General features: G+C 47.4%; 15 protein-coding genes. 8 read left to right on the top strand and 7 right to left on the bottom strand.

From position 1 onward, the window contains the following. Nucleotides 1–107: 107 nt before the first annotated feature. Nucleotides 108–1,625, bottom strand: a complete 1,518-nt coding sequence (locus AAGC78_RS05940; protein ID WP_435783131.1) for a sugar porter family MFS transporter — start codon at nucleotides 1,623–1,625, stop codon at nucleotides 108–110. Nucleotides 1,626–1,742: 117 nt separating this feature from the next. Then, on the bottom strand, nucleotides 1,743–2,474 hold the full coding sequence (locus AAGC78_RS05935; protein WP_435783130.1) for an NUDIX hydrolase: 732 nt from the start codon (nucleotides 2,472–2,474) through the stop codon (nucleotides 1,743–1,745). A gap of 400 nt (nucleotides 2,475–2,874) precedes the next feature. On the opposite strand from AAGC78_RS05935, the gene AAGC78_RS05930 reads away from it, so the two are divergent. The 5 genes from AAGC78_RS05930 (at nucleotide 2,875) to AAGC78_RS05910 (ending at nucleotide 9,882) form a co-directional block, all read left to right on the top strand. Continuing rightward, nucleotides 2,875–4,359 (top strand): xylulokinase, encoded by a 1,485-nt coding sequence (locus AAGC78_RS05930; RefSeq protein ID WP_435783129.1) that lies wholly within the window; start codon nucleotides 2,875–2,877, stop codon nucleotides 4,357–4,359. Between the two features lie 65 nt (nucleotides 4,360–4,424). Further along, nucleotides 4,425–5,756: a xylose isomerase gene (gene xylA / locus AAGC78_RS05925; protein ID WP_435783128.1), complete on the top strand. Its 1,332-nt coding sequence runs from the start codon at nucleotides 4,425–4,427 to the stop codon at nucleotides 5,754–5,756. Between the two features lie 258 nt (nucleotides 5,757–6,014). Next, complete coding sequence (locus AAGC78_RS05920) at nucleotides 6,015–7,682, top strand: S41 family peptidase (protein WP_435783127.1); 1,668 nt, start codon at nucleotides 6,015–6,017, stop codon at nucleotides 7,680–7,682. Between the two features lie 87 nt (nucleotides 7,683–7,769). Next, the gene (locus AAGC78_RS05915; protein ID WP_435783126.1) at nucleotides 7,770–8,537 is read left to right on the top strand and encodes an arylamine N-acetyltransferase family protein; all 768 of its coding nucleotides are present in this window, start codon (nucleotides 7,770–7,772) and stop codon (nucleotides 8,535–8,537) included. A gap of 85 nt (nucleotides 8,538–8,622) precedes the next feature. After that, nucleotides 8,623–9,882 (top strand): MFS transporter, encoded by a 1,260-nt coding sequence (locus AAGC78_RS05910; protein WP_435783125.1) that lies wholly within the window; start codon nucleotides 8,623–8,625, stop codon nucleotides 9,880–9,882. Nucleotides 9,883–9,973: 91 nt separating this feature from the next. Here AAGC78_RS05910 and AAGC78_RS05905 read toward each other — a convergent pair whose 3' ends face one another. The 5 genes from AAGC78_RS05905 to AAGC78_RS05885 form a co-directional block, all read right to left on the bottom strand. Next, complete coding sequence (locus tag AAGC78_RS05905; protein WP_435783124.1) at nucleotides 9,974–11,692, bottom strand: hypothetical protein; 1,719 nt, start codon at nucleotides 11,690–11,692, stop codon at nucleotides 9,974–9,976. Nucleotides 11,693–12,021: 329 nt separating this feature from the next. Then, a complete protein-coding gene (locus AAGC78_RS05900; RefSeq protein ID WP_435783123.1) occupies nucleotides 12,022–13,884 on the bottom strand; it encodes a TonB-dependent receptor plug domain-containing protein in 1,863 nt (620 codons plus the stop codon). Between the two features lie 200 nt (nucleotides 13,885–14,084). Further along, nucleotides 14,085–17,315 (bottom strand): DUF7133 domain-containing protein, encoded by a 3,231-nt coding sequence (locus AAGC78_RS05895; RefSeq protein ID WP_435783122.1) that lies wholly within the window; start codon nucleotides 17,313–17,315, stop codon nucleotides 14,085–14,087. Between the two features lie 109 nt (nucleotides 17,316–17,424). Beyond that, nucleotides 17,425–18,210 (bottom strand): 3-keto-disaccharide hydrolase, encoded by a 786-nt coding sequence (locus tag AAGC78_RS05890; RefSeq protein WP_435783121.1) that lies wholly within the window; start codon nucleotides 18,208–18,210, stop codon nucleotides 17,425–17,427. A gap of 385 nt (nucleotides 18,211–18,595) precedes the next feature. Further along, complete coding sequence (locus tag AAGC78_RS05885) at nucleotides 18,596–19,345, bottom strand: murein L,D-transpeptidase catalytic domain family protein (RefSeq protein ID WP_435783120.1); 750 nt, start codon at nucleotides 19,343–19,345, stop codon at nucleotides 18,596–18,598. A 211-nt stretch (nucleotides 19,346–19,556) separates the two neighbouring features. On the opposite strand from AAGC78_RS05885, the gene AAGC78_RS05880 reads away from it, so the two are divergent. From AAGC78_RS05880 to AAGC78_RS05870, 3 genes are all read left to right on the top strand, one after another. Further along, nucleotides 19,557–21,425 carry a L,D-transpeptidase family protein gene (locus tag AAGC78_RS05880; RefSeq protein ID WP_435783119.1) on the top strand — a complete coding sequence of 623 codons (1,869 nt, stop codon included), beginning with the start codon at nucleotides 19,557–19,559 and terminating at the stop codon, nucleotides 21,423–21,425. Nucleotides 21,426–21,591: 166 nt separating this feature from the next. Then, the gene (locus AAGC78_RS05875; RefSeq protein ID WP_435783118.1) at nucleotides 21,592–23,787 is read left to right on the top strand and encodes a hypothetical protein; all 2,196 of its coding nucleotides are present in this window, start codon (nucleotides 21,592–21,594) and stop codon (nucleotides 23,785–23,787) included. Nucleotides 23,788–23,900: 113 nt separating this feature from the next. Continuing rightward, nucleotides 23,901–24,527 carry a nucleotidyltransferase domain-containing protein gene (locus AAGC78_RS05870; RefSeq protein WP_435783117.1) on the top strand — a complete coding sequence of 209 codons (627 nt, stop codon included), beginning with the start codon at nucleotides 23,901–23,903 and terminating at the stop codon, nucleotides 24,525–24,527. Nucleotides 24,528–24,551 lie beyond the last annotated feature (24 nt).

The raw sequence follows: 24,551 nt of genomic DNA, 5'->3' as shown, positions 1-24,551 counted from the left end.
TGGCATCTAATTAATGTCGACTTTCTGGTCACTTATGAATTCATAAATGAGTAGATATAAAAAAGGCGAACCTGGGTTCGCCTTTTTCGTTGCAAGCAAAGAGGTAATTATCCCTCCATTTGCTCCAGCTCCAGACCTTTGGTCTCGCGTACCCACCAAACTACGAAGAAGAGTGAGAACAGCGAGAAAAGTGCGTAGATGCTGTAAGCGCCAGCGAGGCCGAGTGACGATGCCAGCAGGATTGGGAAACTCCAAGTGATCAGGTAGTTAGCCGCCCATTGTGCGAAGCCCGCAACCGCAAGACCGGTACCGCGAATTTGGTTCGGGAACATTTCGCCCAACATGATCCACACAATCGGACCCCAGGACATGTTGAAGAAAATCACATACAAGTTGGCTGCGATCAGCGCGGTCAAACCCATTGAATCGCTCAGTACCAAGTGGCCTTTGTCGTCCAGCGGTGCGCCCATAAATGCATAGACCACCAATGCCAAGGTGATGGTCATACCGATTGAACCAACCAACAGCAGCGGCTTACGGCCAACCTTATCGACCAGGAAGAAGGTGATAAAACAGGCACCGATTGAGGCAACACCTGAACCGATATTAATTGCCAGTGCATCGCTTTCCGAGAAGCCAGCTGCTTGCCAGAGTACCGCGCCGTAATAAAACACTACGTTGATGCCGACAAATTGTTGCAGCACCGCCAAGCCGATACCTACCCAAATAATCGGGCGCACGCGGTTTTTGGTTTTATCGATCAAGTCGGAGAAGCGCGGTTTATGGTCGTGTGCCAGTGAGTTATAAATGTCGGCAACAGTACGTTCTGCGGTTTTTGCTCCGTAGAGTTTGGTTAGTACGGCAAGGGCTTTGTCTTTTTTACCACTTGCTACCAAAAAGCGTGGGCTTTCCGGGATAACCAAAAGTGCAACCAGGAATACTGCAGCAGGAATTACTCCTACCCAGAACATCCAGCGCCAAGCTGCAAATTCCATCCACAGAGGCATGGTGGAGCCTTTGATACCTTCGTTATGCAGATACTCTTTACAAGCTTCTTGCGCGATATTCGCACCAGCACAAACGCTGTAATCAGCAGTTGATGCAAGGTAGTAATTGCTCAGGAACGCTGCAGTCAAACCGGAGATGATGGCAATTTGTTGGATGGAGCTGAGTTTGCCGCGATATTCCGCCGGTACTAATTCGCTGATGTAGGCCGGGCAAATAATGCTCGCTGCACCAATCGCCAAGCCGCCAATCAAGCGGTAAATAATAAATTCCGGAGCGTTATTGGCGATACCAGCTCCCCATGCCGATACGATGAACAGCACGGCGGCGATGATAAGTACGCCGCGACGGCCAAACTTGTCGGCCAGTGTTCCTGCCGCAAATGCACCCACGGCACAGCCGGCCAAAATGGACGCAACTGCAGTGCCGATAACACCGGGGTCAGCTTTAAATGATTGGGTTAAACCATCGATGGTGCCGTTAATTACGCCGCTGTCAAAGCCGAATAAAAAACCGCCGAGGGTCGCGATAATACTGATGATGACGATGGACGTCATATTGCGTTCACCGGCAACGGTGGATACGCCTGCCGATCCTGAATCTATTGGTGCATGGCTCATTTTTTATACCTGTTTATTGAAATTATAAGTGCTGCTGGTTAGGTCTTGGGTCTAACAAAAAGTGGTCGATCTTAGCTTATTTATGGTTTTTGTGACTATATGTCACTGTCAGGTTTGTTATATCTCAAAAGCAAAGCCGGATTCGCTCAAATGTTTGTAGGCTTCGGCATCAAAACGATAGAGGCTGGCGGCGCGGTGCGGAACGCCTTGCTGCTTTTCATTGCAAGGAGAGAGCAGATTCATTTTCATGATCTTGCGGCGGAAGTTGGGTTTGTCGAGTTTGGTATTGAGGATCGCCTCATAAAGCGCCTGCAATTGCAGCAAGGTGAACTTTTCAGGCAGCAGGTTAAAACCGATTGGTTGATGGCAAACCTGATGGCGCAATACTTTTAACCCATGTTCAATAATTTCAGCGTGGTCATACACCAGTTCTGGCAGTTTATTCACGCTCTGCCAATTTACATCGGCGGCACTCTGGCCCGCTACTAGCGAAAACTTATCCGCGCTTACCAATGCGTAGTAGGCAATGGTGACGACGCGCTCATTTGGGAAACGATCCACGCGGCCAAAGGTTTTCAGCTGCTCCAGATACAGATCGCGCACACCGGTCAATTCTTCTAGCAAACGATAAGCGGCATCGCGCAGATTTTCGTCGTAGCGAATCCAGCCGCCGGGCAGTGCCCATTTGCCTTGATGGAGCGGGTCGGTTTGTTTGACCAGCAGGATTTTCAATTCATCGTCATCCAGCCCGAAGACAAGGTTGTCTATGGAGAGTGCCTTGATGACATTTTCAGCGGTGCTTGAGGCGTTAGGAGAGTGTTGGCTGCCGGGAATATGGTTATTGGGCACGTGCAATGTCCTCAAAGCTTTCGCTGGTTGTTGCTGTTGGTTGATTGAGCTCTGACCGATGGCTCATTTGCCGGGCATTGTATAAGCCTGTGGAACAATGGTCGAGAGGCTAATGCGCACGCATTATTACCAATGCTGGTGGTTAAAAGTCAAAGCAATATGGCGCTTGTGTGGCGAATTATCTGACTCTGATATCAGTTTTGGATGTTGATGCGACTTTAAGGAAAATTTACGCTTCTTTATGTTGTTGTCAGATGGACAATAAGCTATTCTATTGCCATGTTTATGCCGCTGCATGATTTTTAATCATAAGAGTGCACTGGTTTTCAAAAATGGTTTCCCATGTTTTGTCCCGCGCTGATTGGTCGGGCACATTAAATCTCTTTATTAGCGAGCCTCTATGTTGTTTCTCGGTATTGATGTCGGTAGTTCTTCGGTCAAATTATCGGTGTTGGATGGTCACACAGGTAAAAGTCTGGGCGCGCTTTCCTATCCTGATTCAGAGCTGGCTATCGATAGCCCGGCAGTAGGTTTTGCTGAGCAACATCCGGATACCTGGTGGGAATGTGTGCGTCAGGGGTTTTCGCGTTTAGTTGCGCGCGGCAGTTTTGATCCTAAACAAATTGATGCGATTGGTATTTCTTATCAAATGCACGGCTTGGTTGTGGTCGATAAAGATCAACAAGTGTTGCGCCCTTCAATTATTTGGTGCGATAGCCGCGCTGTACCGCTAGGCAATAAAGCACTGACTGATCTTGGCCACGATTATTGCTTCGGTCACTTATTAAATTCGCCCGGTAATTTCACCGCCGCTAAATTGCGTTGGGTGCAAGAAAACCAACCGGAGTTGTTTGCGCGCATCCACAAAATTATGTTGCCCGGTGATTTTATTGCGATGAAATTATCCGGTGTGATTAACACCACTGCATCCGGTTTATCGGAAGGCACCTTGTGGGATTTCAAAGAAAATCGTGTTGCCACTGAGTTGTTGGCGCACTGGGGAATTGATGTTGCGGTCATTCCTGATGTGGTACCGAGCTTCGGTGTGCAATCGCAAGTGAGTGCGGGCGTTGCTGCCGAATTAGGTTTGCGCGATGGAGTAAAAATTTGCTACCGCGCGGGCGACCAACCTAACAACGCATTTAGTTTGAATGTGTTGGAGCCGGGCGAAGTTGCGGCCACAGCGGGAACCTCTGGTGTGATTTACGGTGTGACTGATCAACCGGCTGCCGATGTTGCATCGCGTGTAAATACCTTCCTTCATGTCACCAACACCGAAGAGAAAAAACGCAACGGTGTGTTGGTGTGTGTGAATGGTTGCGGCCGTTTGTATTCCTGGTTGCGCCAAACTATCAGTGCTGCGGGCGCTACACCTTCCTATCCAAAATTAAATGAATTGGCGCAGTCGGTTCCCGTCGGTAGCGAAGGTTTGTTGTTCCATCCTTTTGGCAACGGCGCTGAGCGTATTTTCCAAAATAAAAATCTGGGCGCGCAATTGCGCAATCTGGATTTTAACCGTCATGGCTTGGGCCATATGGTGCGCGCTGCGCAAGAGGGAATCGTGTTTTCCTTGAACCAAGGCTTTGATGTATTGAAATCCCTTGGTGGCAGTTGCGAGGTTGTGCGTGCCGGTAAAGGCAATATGTTTTTGAGTGATGTATTTGCGCAAACTTTTGCCAATACCACCCAAGCAGCAGTTGAGATGTTTGAAACCGATGGTGCAGAAGGCGCAGCGCGCGCGGCGGCATTGGGAAGCGGTTATTACGCATCGGCGAAGGAAGCATTTACCGGATTAACGCGTTTGAATGTGGTGGAGCCACAGGTGCAACTATTTGCAGAGTATCAGGATGCTTATCACGCGTGGACTGCATTGTTGCCTAAATAAACAATGTTCCACTGAGTGATAGGCGTACTTAAATTAGTTTAGTAAAAAACCTTAAGGTGAAAATTATGAGCGTTGTTCTCGGCAGTAAAGAATATTTCCCCGGCGTTGGCAAAATCGGTTACGAAGGCGCTGATTCTGACAATCCTTTAGCGTTTAAATACTACGACGAAAATCGTGTTGTTGCCGGCAAAACTATGAAAGAACATTTCAAGTTTGCCACCTGCTACTGGCACAGCTTTTGTGGCGCTGGTCATGATCCTTTCGGCCCGGGCACCAAAGTGTTTCCATGGTCTTCAACTGCTGATGCAGTTGCGCGCGCACACGAAAAAATGGACGCGGCATTTGAGTTCATCACCAAGCTCGGCACTCCTTATTACTGCTTCCACGATATCGATTTGATCGACGAAGGTTCAACTCGCGCTGAAACTTCCAAGCGTTTGCAAACTATCGTTGAATACGCAAAACAAAAACAAGCTGCATCCGGTGTGAAATTGCTGTGGGGCACTGCAAACCTGTTCTCTAATCCACGTTATATGAACGGTGCGTCTACCAACCCTGATTTCAATGTGGTTGCTTACGCTGGTGCGCAATTGAAAGATGCGTTGGATGCAACCATCGCACTTGGTGGCGAGAACTACGTATTCTGGGGTGGCCGTGAAGGTTACATGAGCTTGCTTAATACCGACATGAAACGCGAACAAGAGCACATGGCGCGCTTCCTGACTATGGCTCGCGATTACGCGCGCGGCCAGGGCTTTAAAGGTGTGTTCTTCATTGAGCCAAAACCAATGGAGCCATCAAAGCACCAATACGATTTTGATGCTGAAACTGTAATTGGTTTCTTGCGTCACCACGGTCTGGATAAAGATTTTAAATTGAATCTGGAAACCAACCACGCGACTCTCGCTGGTCACACCATGTGCCACGATATGCAAGCAGCAGCAAACGCTGGCATGTTGGGTTCATTGGACGCTAACCGCGGCGACTACCAAAACGCATGGGATACCGACCAGTTCCCTTACAACATCAACGAAACGGTTGAGATGATGTTGGTGTTGTTGCGCAGCGGCGGCTTGCAAGGTGGCGGTGTGAACTTCGATGCGAAAGCGCGTCGTAACTCACCAGACTTTATCGACCTGTTCTACGGCCATATCGGTGGTATGGATACTTTTGCGCGCGCATTGTTGATCGCTGACAGCTTGCTGCAAAAATCACCATTGGAAGGCATGCGCAAAGAGCGTTACTCATCATTCGATGCAGGCAACGGCGCCGCTTACGAGCAAGGCAAACTGACCTTGCAACAATTGGCCGAGTTGGGCAATAACGGCGGCGAAATCACGCTGCAAAGCGGCAGACAAGAACTGTACGAAAACGTAATCAACCGTTACATCCGTTAATTTACGCAGTTTAATTAACGAATTGTATTAACCGGTTTTTCTAGCAAAGCCTTAGCCGCCAATCATCAACTCTTTAAAGACGAGATGCATGGCGGCTTTTTTATTGGCACGATTTGTTGAGCCCATGCCTCTGTGGCATGGTTCCCACAAGTCCTATCTCCTTTTATGGTGCGGTAGTTTTATCCACATTTTTCTTTTATCCTGCGGGTTCCCGCCGGCAGATCGCGCCCGGCTTATAGGATATTAAGGAAATTTCACGTGAAAGATTCATCTTCTCCCCGGCTTTTAGGCGCTCAGGTTGCCACCTCTGTTGCTGTCTGCTTTACACAAAAACTGAAATCTGTGGCGCTACTGGGCGCTCTGGTTACGCTGACTGCTTGTGGTGGCAGCACCAATGAGGATAGTGGAAGCGTTGGCGGCAATAATAATTCCGGTGGCAATCCATTCACAGGCAGTGGCGGGTGGACCGCTGGTGTTTACAAAGACGCAGGTGAATATGCCAATCGTTGCGCAATCCCGCGCAGGGGGACAGATCCGCTGACTGGCTCGGCTTATCCTGATGCTAAAGGTAGTTATCGCGACGAAAATAATTTTTTACGTTCCTGGAGTAACGACACTTACCTCTGGTACAAGGAAATTCCTGATCTTAATCCCGCTGATTACAAAGACACACTCGACTATTTTGGTTTGCTCAAAACCATGGCAGTGACTACCTCGGGAACACCGAAAGATCAGTTCCATTTCACCTACAGTTCTGATGAGTGGGAGCGTTTGTCTGGTTCGGGCATCACCTATGGTTATGGCTTGGAGCTGAGTTGGATTTCTGCCGTACCTCCACGGGAATTAATAGTTGCCTACACTCAACCCAATTCACCTGCGGCAATGGCATCGATAAAACGTGGTGCAAAATTATTAAAAATTGATGGCGTAGATTTAATTAACAGTAATACCAATTCAGATATCGATAAATTAAATGCTGGCTTGTCTCCTTCTGTCATCGGTCAGGCACATACATTCACCATCGACGAGTCGGGTGTAGTGCGCGATGTGGTATTGCAATCTGCCAGCGTAACTAATGTGCCGGTACAAAACGTAAAAACTATTGATACCCCAACCGGAAAAGTGGGTTATCTCACGTTTAATGATCACATTGCACCTGCAGAGCAAGGTTTGATTGATGCGGTGAATCAATTGGATGCGGCCGGTGTAACTGATTTGGTGTTGGATCTGCGTTACAACGGCGGTGGTTATCTTGCCATTGCCAGTCAGCTTGCCTACATGATTGCGGGTTACTCACCAACAGTGGGCAAAACCTTTGAAGAATTACAATTCAATGATAAGCATACGGTGAGAGATCCTGTTACGGGTGAAACTCTCGCACCAGAACCATTTTATTCGACATCAATCGGGCTTTCAGTGAGTCAGGGGCAGGCATTACCGAGCCTGGATTTAAAACGTGTCTATGTACTTACCAGTAGTGATACTTGTTCCGCCAGTGAAGCATTGATGAATGGTTTGCGCGGTGTTGGTATTCAGGTAATTCAAATTGGACGCACTACTTGCGGTAAGCCCTATGGCTTTTATCCGCAGCCCAATTGCGGTACGACTTATTTCACTGTGCAATTTCGCGGCGTGAATGCGAAAAACTTTGGTGATTACAGCGATGGTTTTTCTCCCGCATCAGTTGACGACGGTAAAGCGCGTGTACTGGGTTGTTCCGTTGCTGATGATTTTTCCCACCAGTTGGGCGATCCGGCGGAAACACGTTTAGCGGCGGCGCTTTATCATCGTACCAATAATCGTTGCCCAGCAGGAGCATCCTCGGTTGGCGTTCTGCAAAAAACATCTGCGCCGTTGCAAGAAGTTGATGGGCAGTTAATTAAAACGGAAGCATTGAAAAATAAATTAATGTACCTTCCAAAGTAATAAATGCAGTTATTGAATTGAGCCCCGATTAATCGGGGCTTTTTTGTTTCACCCGCGTGATTCACCCAACCTGAGTAAGAGAGAAAAATGCAGGCTACCAATTTTGTTCTGAATGACTACCTTGCCCGTATCGGTTTTGTCGGGAATGTAGAACCCAGTCTAGATGTGCTGGTGAAATTAATGCGTGCCCAATTGCAATCAGTGCCTTTTGAAAATCTCGATGTGCAAGCCAGAAAAATTGTATCGCTGGTGCCGGAAGACATAGTGAATAAAATTGTGTATTCCGGTCGCGGCGGTTACTGCTATGAAGTCAATGGTTTATTTTCCATGGCGTTGACCACCATCGGGTTTGAGTTCGATATTATCGGTGCGCGCCCGATGTTTTATCCTTATCGCCGTCCAAAAAGTCACATGGTATTGGTAGTAAAAATGGGTGATCAGCGCTGGTTATGCGATACCGGTTTTGGCAGCTTTGGTTTACGCGCTCCGCTTGGGTTGCATCAGTTAGGTGAAATTGTTCAGCAAGATAATGAAACCTTTAGGCTTTGTAAAAACGAACGCGATGAATTTGTATTGCAGGCTTTGGTTAAAGGTGAATGGGCAAACCAATTTGGTTTTGATTTTTATCCCATGGAAATGATTGATTTCTCGCTAGCCAATTACTACAACTCAACGCACCCTGATGCTGTTTTTGTACAGCGTTATTTGGTAATGCTGCAGCGGCCAGACGGGCGCACTCTGTTGTCGGGCAACCAGCTAAAACAATTGCGCGGCAGTGAGGAGCTAATTACAGAAGTGGAAGCAAGTGAGCTGGACGCTGTTTTACAACAGGAGTTTCATTTGCGTCGCCCATAAATGGTGCATGTCAGGGAGGGCTACCTACGGCAGTAAAGTCTTTGTACAATGCGCTTCCTTTTTGTTCACAATAAAGATAAATACCATGAACACCACCAGCATTGCCGCGCCCGCGGCGACTCAAAAAATCCTTAATACCACTGTTATCGTAGCTGCGCTTGGCTACTTTGTAGATGTCTACGACCTTATTTTGTTTCTGGTAATCGGCAAACAAAGTATCGCGGACATCAACCCCCAGTGGGCTGACCAGCCTGCGATTATCCTCCAACAATTCCAACACCTGCTCGATATCCAAATGTTGGGCATGTTGATCGGCGGTATCGCCTGGGGAATTATTGGCGATAAAAAAGGCCGTCTCGCGGTGCTGTTCGGTAGCATCATTCTTTATTCGCTTGCCAATCTCGCCAATGCTTTTGTCACCGATATGCAAACCTATGCGGTATTGCGGTTTATTGCTGGCTTCGGACTCGCAGGCGAATTGGGCGCTGGAATTTGTTTGGTGGCAGAGTTGATGGATAAAAACCGGCGCGGAATCGGCACTATGATTGTGGCTTCCGTTGGTGTCGCGGGTGCAGTTGCTGCCGCGTTGGTCGCGGAATTTACCAGCTGGCAAAACTCTTACATTATTGGCGGTGTACTTGGACTTGGCTTGCTGGTATTACGTATCGGCACTTATGAAAGTGCGATGTTCAAAAAAGAACATGCGCCGGATATTCGGCAAGGAAATTTCTTCATGATGTTCGCCACGCGCGAGCGTTTTTTGCGTTTTCTCAAAACTATTTTGCTCGGATTACCAACATGGTTTGTGATCGGATTATTGGTTGCGCGTGCGCCCGAGATTGCAAAGACGCTGAATGTGAATGGCAGCATTGCACAAAATCTGTGTATTTTGTTGGCCTATTCTGGTTTGGTGCTAGGTGATTTTGCGTCTGGTTCTGCGAGCCAATTAATGCGCAGCCGCAAGAAAGCGTTTGGGTTGTTCTATGCTATTTGTACGCTGATGATTTTTGTCTATCTGAATTTGAATGATGTTAGCAGCACTGTGTTCTACACCGCGATATTTCTGCTCGGTTTTTCTGTCGGGTTTTGGGCGCTGTTTGTGACCAATGCATCCGAACAGTTTGGCATTAATTTGCGTGCAACCTCTGCGATCAGTGTACCTAATTTCGCGCGCGGCTCCTTGGTTCCTATTGCCTGGGTATACAGCCTCGTGGTTGCGGCAAATAGCGGCGACATCATTACCAGCTTTATGTGGGTAGGGGCTGGCATTATGCTGATTACGTTTATCACACTCTATTTTGTGCGTGAAACCTTTGCGACAGATTTGGATTTTTACGAAAAGTAATATTGAGCTCGCAGTAGTATTTTCAGTTTTAAATGGTTTCAATGAAGCGATTCCCATGCAGGGAATCGCTTTTTTTATCTATTGATTTTTATTAATTAAAGTTTTCGATTTTAAAATTCTTAACAATCAGTTCTGCGTAGCCGTCATTCGGATTGTTACTGAGCAGTGCAAAGTTAAATTTCGCCACTTTGGTTAAATCCAGTGTTGATAATCCGCCTTTAAAGTCGCTGAAAGGAATCCGCACTGTGGTAAATGTAGCTGCTGCTGGTAAGGTTATTTGATTGTGCGTGCCACCGTGAACAGCATATTGGCGTAATTGCAGATTAACGCTTTGATTCGATTGGTAGGTAATGTCGATAAAGCGGGAGCTAGCTAAACTCACTTGCGCCGCTTCGCCAGTTTGATCAAACCCACTGATTGGAAATGACATTTCACCCCACGGGTTTACATTCATCCGAACTCTCACCACGGGAATGCCATCCAACAAAATAAGTGGATCAGTTCCTGATGCGGGAATCAGTTGAACTGTGCCTGTATCTCGGCCAGTTTTGAATGAGCGAAAACCGTTGATTGAAAGTGGAACAGGGTTTAATTGACAGCCGCTGCCAGAAAAACTTCCCGATGCACCTTTGCTGGTGTCTGACCAAGTGCCGCTTAGTGTTCCGGTATCGGTACTTAGCATGCCCTGGATTTGAATTCCCTTCGCAGTCGTTGCAGTCAGCTTTGTACCGATCAAAGTTCCGTTGATCGATTCTTCTGTGTTAGTTTTTACATCGTAATGTGAGCCAGTGATTTTATTCGCCTGATCTATATCGAATGTAAATAGTCCGGATGTTGTTCCCGTGTAACTGGCGGAGAAACGATAAATAGCATTGGCTGTTCTTGCTAATCGTGTAGCGGTAAATGTACCCTTATCATTATTCTTTTGCCATGTTCCAGTTATGGTATTTAACGACGTAAATTCGCCTGCGTAAGTAGTGCTGTTATTACCAATCGAAAATGATATCTGCTGCTTGGGTTGGATCTTGGTGATATTGGTAAACTCAGTAAAACCATTATTCGCATCGCTATACAAAACACCAGATACATTTCCCTCTAGCGCATCAACGATAAAACCTTGGTGTTCATTAGCTGCGGTATTTGATATTCCTTTGTACGCCCCTGAATAACTGCACCTGTGTGTTGAATCTAAATGCATTTTTGCTGCAGCTGCATCGGGAAGGCTGTGTGCGCCGCTATCCGCAGCAGTTGCTGCAGCCATAAGATTTATTACATCGGAAGAGAAATTAACGGAGCTAAAATCAACTTGCGCCCAACTATTTGCGGCTGTTTGTACCGCTGAAGAAATTTGAATGCCGTTCGGTGTGTAGCCATCGGCGTCCAACATTATCAGCAAGCGCACAAGATTCTGTACCGCTACATCATCCGAACTACCATCGGTAATTAAATCGATAGGAGTTATCAACTCCTTACCTTGCGCCGTACCCAACGTTAGTGCTCCAATTGAAAAAGTAACGGTTTTACCTTGTTCGTAAGTAAATGTACCACTAGCGTTGGTGACACCGGATTGGTTGCCAGATATAAACTGAAGGCCAGTTACGTTGTTATCTTTAAATTGCCCTTGGAGAATAACCACTGCCGCTGCACTTGAACTACTATTTGAGCTGGAACTGGAGCTTACTACGGGAGTCGAGCTTAAGGCTGCGCTTGATGTTGTTGGAGTTGGCGTGCCTGTTGAGCCACCTCCGCCTCCACCACATGCAGTGAATAAGCTGGACGTAAGTAAGATTAATGCGACTTTGTTATACATTTTTCTGCCTCTTTGGAATAGAAATAAATTGAGTCGCTAAAAATTAGTTCAGCGAATCCAACGCAAACAAATGAATGTTTCAGCAGTTGCCTAGAGGTTTTTGTAGAAGGGTAGGAGAGGATGCTGATGTCTCGTGTGAGTCTCTGTAGGAGACTTTCATATTTTTTCTGGCGCGATCTTGATCGAGATTTTTAAGATAGTCAACTTGGATGCTGATCTATTATTAAATTTTGACTCCTGCATCACTCAGCTGTCTGTTCTAAATGATTCATTCCATAAAAAAGCCGCACAGGTTATGCCTGTGCGGCTTTTGATTACCGGGATAGTTATTAAAACTGGAGCTTTAAATTCAACTTGGCACTGGCACCCGCCGCCGGGAAACCAATATCGGTGTAGTAATTTTCATCTGCCAGATTTTCTACTGATAAACCTATCTGTGTAAGTTTATTGATTTGCCACTGCACGCTTGCATCGATACGGTTGTAGGCATCAAGTACCTGTTCATCATCCTCACCTGCATAGCGGGTCACAGCAAAGCGATCATCCACACGCAAGTAATTCACATTGAATTGCCATTGGTCATTCAGCGCGTAGTGAACGGATGTGCCGTAGGTGTATTGCGGGCGGCCGAGCAAATGGTTGTCGGATGAAATCATGTCGATATCGGTGTAGCTGGCGTGGGCGCGCAAGCTAAGATTCTCTTGTGCTTGCCAATTAATTTCGGATTCAACACCGCTGGTTTCTACGCGCGAGCGGTTAACATTTTTAAAGGTTTCGGAATCAAAATCGATCAGGTTGCGGTAGTGATTATCGAAATAGCTAATGCGCCCACTGACGTTCTCACTGGTGAATTCAACACCGGCATCGCGGGTGGTAACTGTTTCTGGTTGCAGTTCGGTATTACCGACGAGTGCGTGACCCAATGCGAAGAAGCTTGGTAATTTAAATCCTTCGCCCCAGTTGGCGAACAGAGTCCAGTTATCATCCAATGCGAATTTGGTTCCTACTTGACCGCTATCGTTGGCTTCAAAACCTTCTGCGTCGTCGCGACGAATACTGGCTTGTATCAACCAATCTTCAGTTGCGTAAGCATTCAGGTTAATGAAAGCGCTGTCGATTTGGCGATCCAATGCAAAGTTGTTTGGATACACGGAAGGATCAAACAAATAGCCTTTGCTGTTGCCATCTTCTTTTTTGGTTTCTACCCCGATGTTCGCCCACAATTTTTGTTGGTCGCCCAGTGTGTTGACCCAGCTGAATTGCGTGCGATTAAAATCAATTACTGATCCAGTTGGAGGAACTGCATCGAAAGGAATGATGCCGGGCGAACTGGTGTCTTCATCGCGTTGATACCAACTGCCGCTCACTTTGCTTTGCCAGACAGTATTTATTTGTGATACCCAGCTCAAGGCTGCACTCTGGTCTTTGTAGTCGCTGTTATCCAAATCGCGTCCTACTGCAAATTCAGGGCCGCCGCTTTGTTCGGGGAAACTGGTGCGCTCGCCATCCAGATAACGATAATTAAAACTTACGGAGTTATTTTCTTGCTGCCAATTCAAGCGGCTGGTGAATTCAGTATTTTTTGCAGTGCTGCCGGGAACTGGCTCGCCTGCATCTTTGGTTTGGATTCCAAATGCGTAACCGATATTGCTCACTTTTCCTGCAGCGCTTACACCCACGCTGGCGTAGTCATCAGTGCCAACGCTGGCATTTACAGTAACAGTCGATTTGCCGGGTGGTTGGGTAATGATGTGAATAACACCTGCGAGCGCATCGGAACCATACACGGCGGATTGTGCACCGCGAATAATTTCGATGCGTTCAATCGATTCGATATTAATTGCGTTTAAATCAAATGCGCCACCGCGAGTATTCGTTGGATCATTCAATTGCACGCCGTCGAGCAATACCAACGTGTGGTTTGCTTCTGCACCGCGCAATGCGATGGAGGTAATGCCGCCAGGGCCACCTTGCTCTTCTACCCATACGCTTGGTACTTGACGTAGTGCATCAACAACGCTGTTGCTGCTGAGTTGAAGCAATTCTTCTTTGTTGATTACCGACACTGAGGAAGACAGTTGCTCATTGGTTACCGGGTTGTAGCTACCGGTTACGATCAATTCTTCAGTAGCGGCGAAAGTAGATGTGGTAATTACAGCGAGGAATAGCGGAGCAAAGCGAAAATTTTTCATTGCGGACCTTGGGACATGGTTAACTTGATTTGTTTAACTGCTATGTGTTGTTCTGAAGGATCAATGGACTCCGTCACTAGCTCTGAGACTCGCCGTTAATACATCCATGTAGGCTCGGGCACAGCATCCATGCTGTGCACGGTCTCAGAGCTAGCGCCGGAGTCCATTTTTATCGCACCTGGAGGGATGCGATGGTTGTTTTATTTGGCGGCGGGGAATTTATAAAGCGTGTAGTACGCATCCATTTTTTCCGCTGCATTTTTTTCAAACAATGTTTGGGTTTTTAACTGTGCGTGATAAACACGGGCAGTTTGTTGTGGATGAACCTGTTTTTGTACCAGTGACTGCAAATCGATATTCACGGTTTTACGATCAGCACTGATCGACACCGCCTTGATCGCCTCTTGCGTCACATCCAATTCGTCCGAACCATAATCCGGTGCATCGCGATAAACCCAGGACTCCAAACTTACCAGCGATCTTAATGCATCTGCAGCGACTTTACTGTCAACTGGCTGAGTGAATTCGATTGCAAAGCCAGTTGGTGTCGCAAGCATTTGGGTAATGGCAGCTGGAATTGTTTTTCCATCCCACACTATGCGTTGCAAACTGGCGACATGCCCACCTTTTGCCTGCCAGCCACGACCAGTTTGGCCAAGCAGCAAACTGCCGTCTTTCAAAAACAGCGGGCGCATAACGCCAGATTCCAAACCATCAATAAACGGCATCACACTGCCTTGCTCAACCCCATCAACTGTTTGGAACGCGATGCGCAACAAATTCGATTGGGTTTGATCGCCCATCAACATTTGACCGGTAAATGCACCGAATTTTCCTTTGGTGGTATCCCACGCCGGATTGCCCGGTGAGTTGGCGACACGGTTGTGCGGCAGCAGAATAATTGGGTTGGTACGTTTGTTCTGTACTTTATCCCACGCAATTTCCGGTGAGTCAGCAGTCATGCCAGGTAAATCGACCAGCGCTGATGGATGACCAAAGAACATATCTTTTTTGATGTCGAAAATTTTCGAGGTTCCCATATATTCACCTTGGTTATCGGAATACCAGAGGCGACCATCAGGTGCAGTACCCAAGCCGGCAGGGCTGCGTAAACCATTTGCCCACATCTCGAATTTGCCGTTGGGTTCAACTCGAATATTCCATCCCGCCAATCCACCTTGTGAGCCCATGTATTTGCCACCGGCTTTGTAGGTAGAGCCATCACCGCCATCGGCGAGGTTGATGCTGATGTAATAAGCACCGTCGCTACCACGTGTTGGGCCGTGCATATAGGAGTGATAGTTGCCGTGATAAGAGTGAGCATCGAACAAGGTTTCGTAACTATCGGCAATGCCGTCACCGTTGGTGTCGCGAATGCGCGTGAGTTCGGCTTTTTGTCCGGCGATAACGGTGAGGCCTTTTTTGTCTTCAACCAATACGCCCAAGCTGTCAAAAGTACCTTCGGCAAATAAATGCCATTGGCCTTTCACAATGCGCCAGATTCCCGCGGTGCGCGTGGCAATCACTGTAGTGTTGTCTTGCGTTAATGCCAGGCCCAAGGCTTCAAATAATTGCTCGCGACCAAAATTATCTTTTGGAGGGTAGTAACTTTCGATGCTGTAACCCGCAGGCAAATCGGCTTTGGCTTCAGTAATTTTGATTGGTTGTTTGCGGTAATCAAATTCTGATTTTTTCGCATGCCATACATTCGCGGCAACTTGCATTTTTGCCGTGAGCGTTGCGGTTTTGCTGCCTGCTGGTAAAGTCCATTGGCCGTTGCTGATTTCACCTTTGTTAACTGCTGCGTTTTGCAGAAGTTGTGTGTTGAGTGAAAATTGTTGTGCGGTTTTTATATCGCCATTCAATATGATTTTTACATCGCCATTGGCGGCAATTGAGGTTTGGACTTTCAGGGTGTTTTTGCCAACACGATAATTAAATGTCGGCAGTTCATTTTTTTGCTTGGAGTTGCGCGTGTAACCTAAAAATTGCGCATCCATCGCCGCAACGCGGGGCAGGTGATCTTCTTTGCTGTTAAGCGATGCTTTAATGGTTTCTACATCACCGAATTTTGCATCTTTAAACGAGAAGTCGATTATCTTGCCTTGCGCATTGAGTGGCGCAAATAAAAACTCCTGGCCGCCAAAATTAATTTCGCGGCTTTCGTAACCCATCTTCAAACCTTTGCCGCCGCGATTGGTAAATTCGCCAGTCATGTCCAAAAAGCCGCCCTGCCAAATTTTAGTAATGGCAAGCAGACGTGGATCAAATGAATAGTTAACGCCCCAAGGTGAACCTACGTGAATTGCACGGCCAGAAACACCGGCCATCGGACCACGTTGAAGGCGTACTTCATCGTCAACCAATAATTGCAAACGGTCAGCAATCGGGTCGTATTCTTCTGCACCGGTTTGCGCGAGCAATTTAATGGTTGGGCCTTGGTCGCGCAGATCGTTGAGTGTAGCGAGGTAATCGCCGATGGCGTCGATTTGCAAATCACTTAATACCTGCGCGGAAAACGCTGGCATGATAGGTAAAAATGCTTCACCTTTTTTCGCGCCGCTTTCAGCAACGGCTAATTGATCGGTGGCGGAACGAATACTGCGGTGCAGGTATTGGCGATCCGCTTTAATGGTGAATCTATGGCCTTCACCACCTTCTACGATTTCGCGGTCGCGCGGTTCGCGTTTAAACAAACCAAAAAGATTTGGGCCAGTGCTTACACCTGAATCGTTTTTAATGGTTGAGTGACAAGCGTTACAGCCAACAGATTCAAAGGTCTCTTTACCGAGCGCAACAAAATCTACCAACTCTTTTTGATTGGTTGTCTCACCGGAATTTTTCGGCATAGTGATCAAAGAGAAATCCGCTGGCGCTATAGTGAAATTGCGCAAGGCGAGCTGGCCTTTTTTTACCTGAAAGCTGGTTTGGCCTGCGGGATTTTCCCAGCCGATGTTGGCGTTTTCGCTCATGCCGGTGCGGATATCATTTACCGCAACGGTTTCACCGTTGATGCGCACTTCTACAATCAATGCGGAATCTACTTTCGCACTGGCTTCGTTGTAGCGCGGTGCACGAAAGGTGACGTACAACTTTTGCCACTCGTTGTTGACGTTCTTGAGGTCGATTGCGTAACGACCTTGTACATAAAGTTTTGCATCGCTGCCCTCGGGAACCAGAAATTCGGTTTCCAGTACTGAGTCGCCGATATGCTCATTCGCATTTAAATGCTCACTGCTGCCTTTGGCGGTGAGTGCGAGAATGTTGCCGTCTTGAGCTGCAGTTATTTGCAATTTATTGCCAACAGCGCTCACTTTGCTGGCGTTAACCCAAGCACTGTTTGCTTTGAAATAATCGGCGGGATTTTGTGCGTAAACCTGTGTGCTGCAAATCAATAATGATCCCAGCACCATTTTTTTCAGGAGAGACATAATCTATACCTGTGATCTAATTAAAAAAGCGCCGCAGTGAAACACTGCGGCGCGAACAAAAGACAGTAAAAGCAATTAGCTGAACTGCCTGCGGATAGAGCGGAAAAAGTTAGAGTTTGCGTACCCAGATATTGCGGAAGCTAACCAAATTGCCATGGTCTTGCAGACGCAAAGGGGCGCAGCCGTGAGCTTTGTAGACAGGCTTGCCGATCCATTCAGTTGCACCCTGAATTTCAACATGGTTTTGTGCGAGCACACCGTTATGCAACACGGTCACATAACCTGGCTTGGTAAGTTTTTGGGCGCTATCAAATTTTGGAGAAGTGAAAATAATATCGTAAGTCTGCCACTCGCCCGGCGCGCGCGACGCGTTTACCAACGGGATAGTTTGTTTGTAAACCGAAGCAACCTGGCCGTTGGGGTAGGTTTTGTTGTTGTAATTATCCAGTACCTGGATTTCATAACGTTCCTGGAAGAAAACACCGCTGTTGCTGCGGCCCTGGCTTTCGGTAGGTTTGCCATCTTCGCCGATAAAGTTGGTCGGTGTTTTCCATTCAATGTGCAATTGCACATCGCAAAAAGACTCTTTGGTTCTGATATCGCCTTTTTTAGGCACTACGGTAAATGCGCCCTCGGCAACTTTCCATTCGGCGGCACCGCCACCTTCAACGGCTTGCCATTGGCTCAGGTTTTTGCCATCGAACAGCACGGTAGCATCGGATGGAACACCGTTAGCTGGTGAGCTAATAACCGGTGGAACTGGCTCCCATACCTCAGTTTCCTGGGCGAGTTCCCAAGGTTCTTTTTTGGTAGCAGCCATTAACGGGACTGATACAGCGCAAAGTACGAGTGTGGTTGTGGCTAACAGCGGATTAAATGCGTGGAGCTTTTTCATAGTGTTTGACCTAGGCTTTTTTTATAGTGGGTTGGATTTGTCAGGCTAGCTTTTGGTGTACATCCTAAGCTTGGCAGATTTTTTAAAAACATCCTCTTTGCCGTGAGTAAATCAGGGATAACGGCGCGGCTACTCTAATTGAAAGCAGTTACAAAGGGGGAATGCCGAATGTTTAAAACTGTAAAAGTCATTTAAACTATTAGCGTATTTATACTATTTGTTACGAGGCGCTGCGATGCTATTTACACAGCTTGATAAATTGATGGCAGGCGGGTGTTTTTTTTAACAAAGCTTTACGGATGGTCGCTGTTTTAACGCGGGATACTACTGCCTGAGGTGTAGCCACGATCACTTGCACAGCTGGCTGCGCAAGCGATTTATCGAGCTAGTTTTTCGCCCAGCGCTGGCTGCTTGGGCAGTTCAGGAATTTGGAGCTGGTGAGCCATTTTTTGTCGGGATAGTAGGAGAACAGGAATTGCTCGCCTTTGATGGTATCGATTACTTTCTTGGCGATACCCAAACGGACGGCAGGACAACCCCAGCTGCGACCAAGGCGCCCGGTTTTGTTGGCCATTTTGGAATCGACGTAAGGGGCACCGTGGAATACGATCGCGCGTTCCATGGCTTTGTCGTTAAAACCGCTTTCCAGTCCATCCATGCGCAGCGAATAACCATTGGAGCCGTTATAGGTATCTTTGGTGCGGAAAAGACCGAGACTGGTTTGCAAGCTTCCGTAAGTATTGGAAAAATTGCGTGCAAAATTTTCACCGGTATTCTTGCCGTGGGCGACTAATTCGTTAAATAGCAGCTTGCCGGTAACCAAATCAAAGACCCACAAGCGCGGAATGGTCGAGGCGAGTGAGTAATCGATTACGGTTAAATTGCGTGCCGGGGAGATTCCCTGATGCATCGCACAATCCAGTGCAGACAGCGCCAGGCCAATAACTTTGGGGTTTGCAGCCGGAGCAGCTTTGCTCAACTTGCTCAGCAGGTTTAACGGCGACTCTTCATTGATAAATGGGGAGGCTGGCAGGAAAGGATTGCTTGCTTCCGCTTGTCCGGCAGTGGCATGAAAAGTGAATAAAAGACTTATGCAGGCCGAAAAAGACAAGGCCCTAAAGGTTTTGTACAACATGGATATTCCCGGAGTTCTGGGTGATAAAGTTGCAGCGGCCTTGCTGTTTTTGGTTATGTTTTAACCACTAAAGTGCGATAACGAACGAATGCTAGCATCTGAAAATCGATGCGGCAAACACTAATGATCAAAAATGCAGCAAATTTTTGAATGTTCTTTGCTACCTTTGATAATAAGCACGTTTTAGTTAAGTGCGTAGGAGCATGCGTTTATGCAGTTGTTTAGGTTGTTGAAGTTGCCCGCAAAGGCAGATCGTTTGTTTACCTGTGTTGTGTTGTTGATAGTGTGTGGCGCGAGCCTCCCTGTTTTGGCGGCAGATGCTGCACAACCCGCACCGCTCTCGCCGCAAGAAATGCTAACAAAGGAAATTGAAGCGAAGGTCGCGACCATGCAGCTCGCCCAAGAGTCGGCGCGCAATAATTCGCGCGACCTGAGCCAGGCTGTAAGCTCCTTCTATACCCAAAGGCAATTTCGTCCGGTGTGGGATCAACCCGGTCGCTTGGACGAATTGATCAGTGCGCTCGGCTCGCTGATAGAAGATGGTTTGAGTCCTGAGGATTACCAAATCTCCCTGCTGAGCCAGACTCCGCCGCTGGCTGATGACAATTCCCCCGAATCCATTGCCCGCCACGCCGATCAGGATATTCGTGCGACTAATGCTTATCTGCGCGCGCTCTACCATCTATTTAATGGCAAGGTCGATCCTGCCGGTCTCGATCCCCAGTGGAACTTTGAGTTGGAAGATCTCGCCCTCACCAGTGCAGGCGTCTATGTTGCAGGTGGAATCGATTTGACTCCCATTGCTGAAATCTTTGCCAAGACCCGCCCGCAACACCCCATCTATAACAGTATGCGCGAAGGCCTGAAACGTTACCGGATATTGGCGGCGCAGGGTGGCTGGCCGGCATTGCCTGCTGGACCCTCGCTAAAGCCGTGCATGGTCGATCCACAGGTAGCGATTTTGCGTCAGCGCTTGAGCGTCACTGGCGAATATGTTGCGCCTGTTTTACCTGCTGCCGAAGGCCAACAGGGATTACTACCCGCGCAAAAATGTTTGCCTGATGCAAAATTTATGGCTGCCAGTAGTGCCGCAAGTTCGGCACCATCAGCGACCGATATGTTTGTCGCCGATGTGATGACGCCCGAGAGCAGCAGTTCTTCCAGCGCAGCGGCGGAGCCGATTGTTGAAGTCGGTATTAATCCGGATAACGTGTTTGATGAGTATCTGGTAGAAGCAGTTAAAAAATTTCAGCGCGATCAATATCTGGAAGTCGATGGTGCTATTGGCCCGGCGACGCGCGCAGCATTAAATGTATCGGTGCAATCGCGCATTGATCAGCTGCGGGTAAATCTGGATCGCGCGCGCTGGTTGTTGCATAACATTCCGGCGGAAATGTTGTTGGTCGATGTAGCCGGATTCAAAGTCACTTACTTTAAAGCGCATCAACCGATTTGGCGTTCGCGCGTGCAAGTGGGTATGGCTTATCGCACTACACCGATTTTTAAATCCGAAGTGAATTACATCACTCTTAATCCGACCTGGACAGTGCCGCCGACCATTCTGCGCAAAGATGTATTACCGAAGGTGCGTAAAGATATTAACTATCTGCGCGACCATAATATTCGCGTGCTGGATAGCAGCGGCAAAGAACTGGACCCCGCTACCGTCGATTGGAATCGCCCGGGCAATGTGACACTGCGTCAGGATGCAGGTGATGATGCTGCGCTTGGCAAAGCCGTAATCCGTTTCCCAAATCCTTATGCGGTTTACCTGCACGATACGCCGCATCAAAAATTATTCGACAAAAGTCAGCGCGCGTTTAGTTCGGGTTGTATCCGTGTCGAGCGTGCATTGGAATTGGTTGAGTTGTTGTTATCCGAAACACCCAACTGGAGTTCAGAGGCCATCGACCAAGCCTTGGCGAATGGCAAAACACGCAATGTGACTCTGGCGAAACGTGTTCCTATTTTGCTTGCCTACTGGACGGTAGATGCAATCAGCGAAACGCAAGTTGCCTTCAAACCGGACATCTACAAGCGCGATGCACAGGTGTTGGCAGCACTTAACAAGCGTAGTTAACCCCTTGGGTGGTTAAAAACCGCCTTTTTTAAAGACTTATTGAGCGATAGCGGCGCGCAGGTTTGTATTTATGCCGAGTCGCGACTAGCGTTAATAGGATTGCGATTGTAAGCAGTACAGGCATTCCTACTAATAACACTGTGTCGCTCAATAAGGATTTATCTACATGGCTACCAAGAAAACTTCTCGCCCTACCGATGTGCTGGACCAGGATGATCTGATTACGCTGGATGCTCCTCCTGCGGCAGAAGTCATTAACTTGCTCACGCCGCCGCAAAATTCCAGTTACATGTATTTTACCGAGCGCGATCTGGATCGGATTCTTTACAACCTGGATACCCTGCGCAGCAGTGTTTACCCCCATATTCTTAAAGACGAAGATCCCAACAATCAAAAGCAGCCGCAGTTCCCGTCGGTTTGCTTGATTGGTTTGGGGCGTTGCGGTTCCAACATTGCGTTGGATGTGGCATCACTGGTTTATAACGCGCGCAACTTTTACCTCAACGAATTCAACAGCGAAGAGAAAGAAGTGCGCGAACAAGACAAGCCGATGCGCTGGATCAAACGCAGCTTGCATTTAAAAGGTGGCCATCACCTCAAGCCGGTGTTTTTAATTGAGCCCTTGGTGATGCTCGGCGATCTGGATAAAGATATTGAAGGCCGCATCCGTTTCTCGCACAAAGGTGAGCGCTCCGGTTTCCTTAAAGATTACACCAAGATGAAAATCATGGACTTGTCCGAAGTTCATGCGGGTGGTTCCGGTAATGCGCCAATTCTCGGCCAGTACCTCGCTAAAATTATTCTCAACAAAGATACCCAGCGTTTTTCCAATCCTGATTGGAAACATGTGCATTCTTATTTGATCGATTCCTGTGGAATTAAAGCCAACCAATCGCGCCTGTATTTTTATATTTTCAGTGCGGGTGGTGGTACCGGTTCCGGTATGGCGAGTGAATTTGGTTTGGCTCAGCAATATGCTTACATGAGCAAAACATTTGATGTGCGCTCGGAGGCTGCCAATGCAGAGAACCGTGGCCATTCATTTGTGTTCGAGCCAATTTTCACCAGCGGTATTTGTATCCTGCCCAATATTTCTGACCACGGTGTAGAAATGTCGGAGGCGCTGCACATCAACGCCGGGCGACTGCTGTGTAAGTATTTATCTGAAGAGTGGGACTTCTCCTACAACTTTGATAACGAAGACAGCAGCGAAGCCAGCGTGATGCATCGTATTCGCCCGTGGAACGCAATGATGCTGATTTCCAACGACATCATGCGCTACGCCGAAGCAACTGATGACGGCAACATCCCGCACATCGATGTGAATGCGATGGAGAAATATGCCAACCAATATATTTCCCAGCAAATTTTTAACATCCTCACCGCACAAGCGGTCACTACCGATTACGACGAAAACTATTTCCGGCGCGCAGGCATTGATATAGGTGAAACGATTCGCCTCGATGCCAACGATTTGTTTATGAGTTTAGCTGGCCCGGTTGCCGTTGCTTATGCCGAGTCGGTGATTCCGAATGCAACGCCACCACAAGGCGTGGATAAGTTGCGCGGTATGGACCCGAAAAAGAGTGAATTGAACATTGATGATTTATTCTATCGCTCGATTGATTTGCCGCACTTCAACAAAGTAACCCAGGCAATTGAAGGTATCAGTCTGCTGCCGATTGAGTCTGGTCGCTATCGCGAATCCCTCGCGCGCTATTTGCAAAAGGGCTACGACGCCGAAGAGTTGAAAAATCTACATTTCTTTAAAAACTGTTCGTCGATTGTTTCTATCATCTCCCTGCCGAAAGATTACAAATTGTCATACATGGATTTGAATAAACTCAAATCCCATTTGAACTCCCTGTTCCCCAATACCACGCTCAAGCGTTATGCATTGGTAATAGGTGCTTCGGCGAATATTTCGTTAACGACATTGATTGTAAAAAGCCCATGCCTGAGTGACGATTTCTTAACACTGATCGTAGCCTTCATCAAACGTTGTTTTGCCAAAGATCCGTACCGTTTCGATGAGCAACTCGATGCCGCTATGCTGGAGTTTATCCGCTCCGACGAATTCGATGAAAAGCTGGTGGATAAAATGCTCAATGAGTATGAAAACCCTGCCAAGATTCTCGATACCAACTGGTACGCGATCAAGCCCATGTATGAGAAAAAATATCGCGAGCTGATTAACGATTCAGAGAAGTTCTGCTCAATCAATGATATTCGTCTATCGCGTGACAGCGTAAAAAAAGCGATCAAATACCTGCGCGAGATCTACCGTCACAAAATCAGCAAGACGCGTATTGTCTCGCTCAACGCCACGCCCGCGTTATCACTCGATAAGCCTAAAACCTAATCGTTTGCTGATATACACCACCCAAAAACGGAGAGGAATACCTCTCCGTTTTTTATTGTAAACCACTAGTGAATTTACTATCGTATGATCAGTTTTTTATCAGGCCAAAAAACATGCCCTCAACTGATCCCGTTTTGGTAAAAATTATCGATTATCTGGTAGCCCAATACGGCGCACATACTATTTTGCTGTATGGCTCGCGTGCGGATGGTTCAGCAACAGCCGATAGCGACTATGATGTTGCCGCATTTGCAGCGGTAGAACATGAAATTCGCAATAACGAATTTATTGACGATGCTTATTGGGATGTGTTTGTTTACCCAGAGGCACTTTTGGCATCGCCAACAAAAGAGTATTTGAAGTTACGCAGTAGCCAAATTCTTGTGCAAAAGTCTAATCATGCGGACGACTTTTTGGCTGACTTGGATAAGTTGTTTGATGCTGGCCCTGCTGTTCTTACTGAACAGGAAATAGCAGTGCGCGAACAATGGGCTGCAAAAATGCTGGCGCGTATTCAGCGTGATGACATCGAGGGTAATTACCGTCGTGTCTGGTTGCTCACCACAATATTGGAAGATTATTTCGACTTGCGGCAGTTATGGTATCAAGGGCCGAAAAAATCATTTGTCTGGATGAAAGAAAATGCACCCAATGATTTTTATCTCTTTGAGCGTGCATTGAGTCCCGCAGCAGTGCATAGCGATATAGAGTGTGCAGTACGTTGTGTATTCGACATTTAATGTCATGAGATTGATACAGGTAGG

Source organism: Cellvibrio sp., from assembly GCF_039207905.1.
GTDB lineage: Bacteria > Pseudomonadota > Gammaproteobacteria > Pseudomonadales > Cellvibrionaceae > Cellvibrio.
Note: the sequence above shows the minus strand (reverse complement) of the source record. Positions and strands in the feature narration are given on the sequence as shown.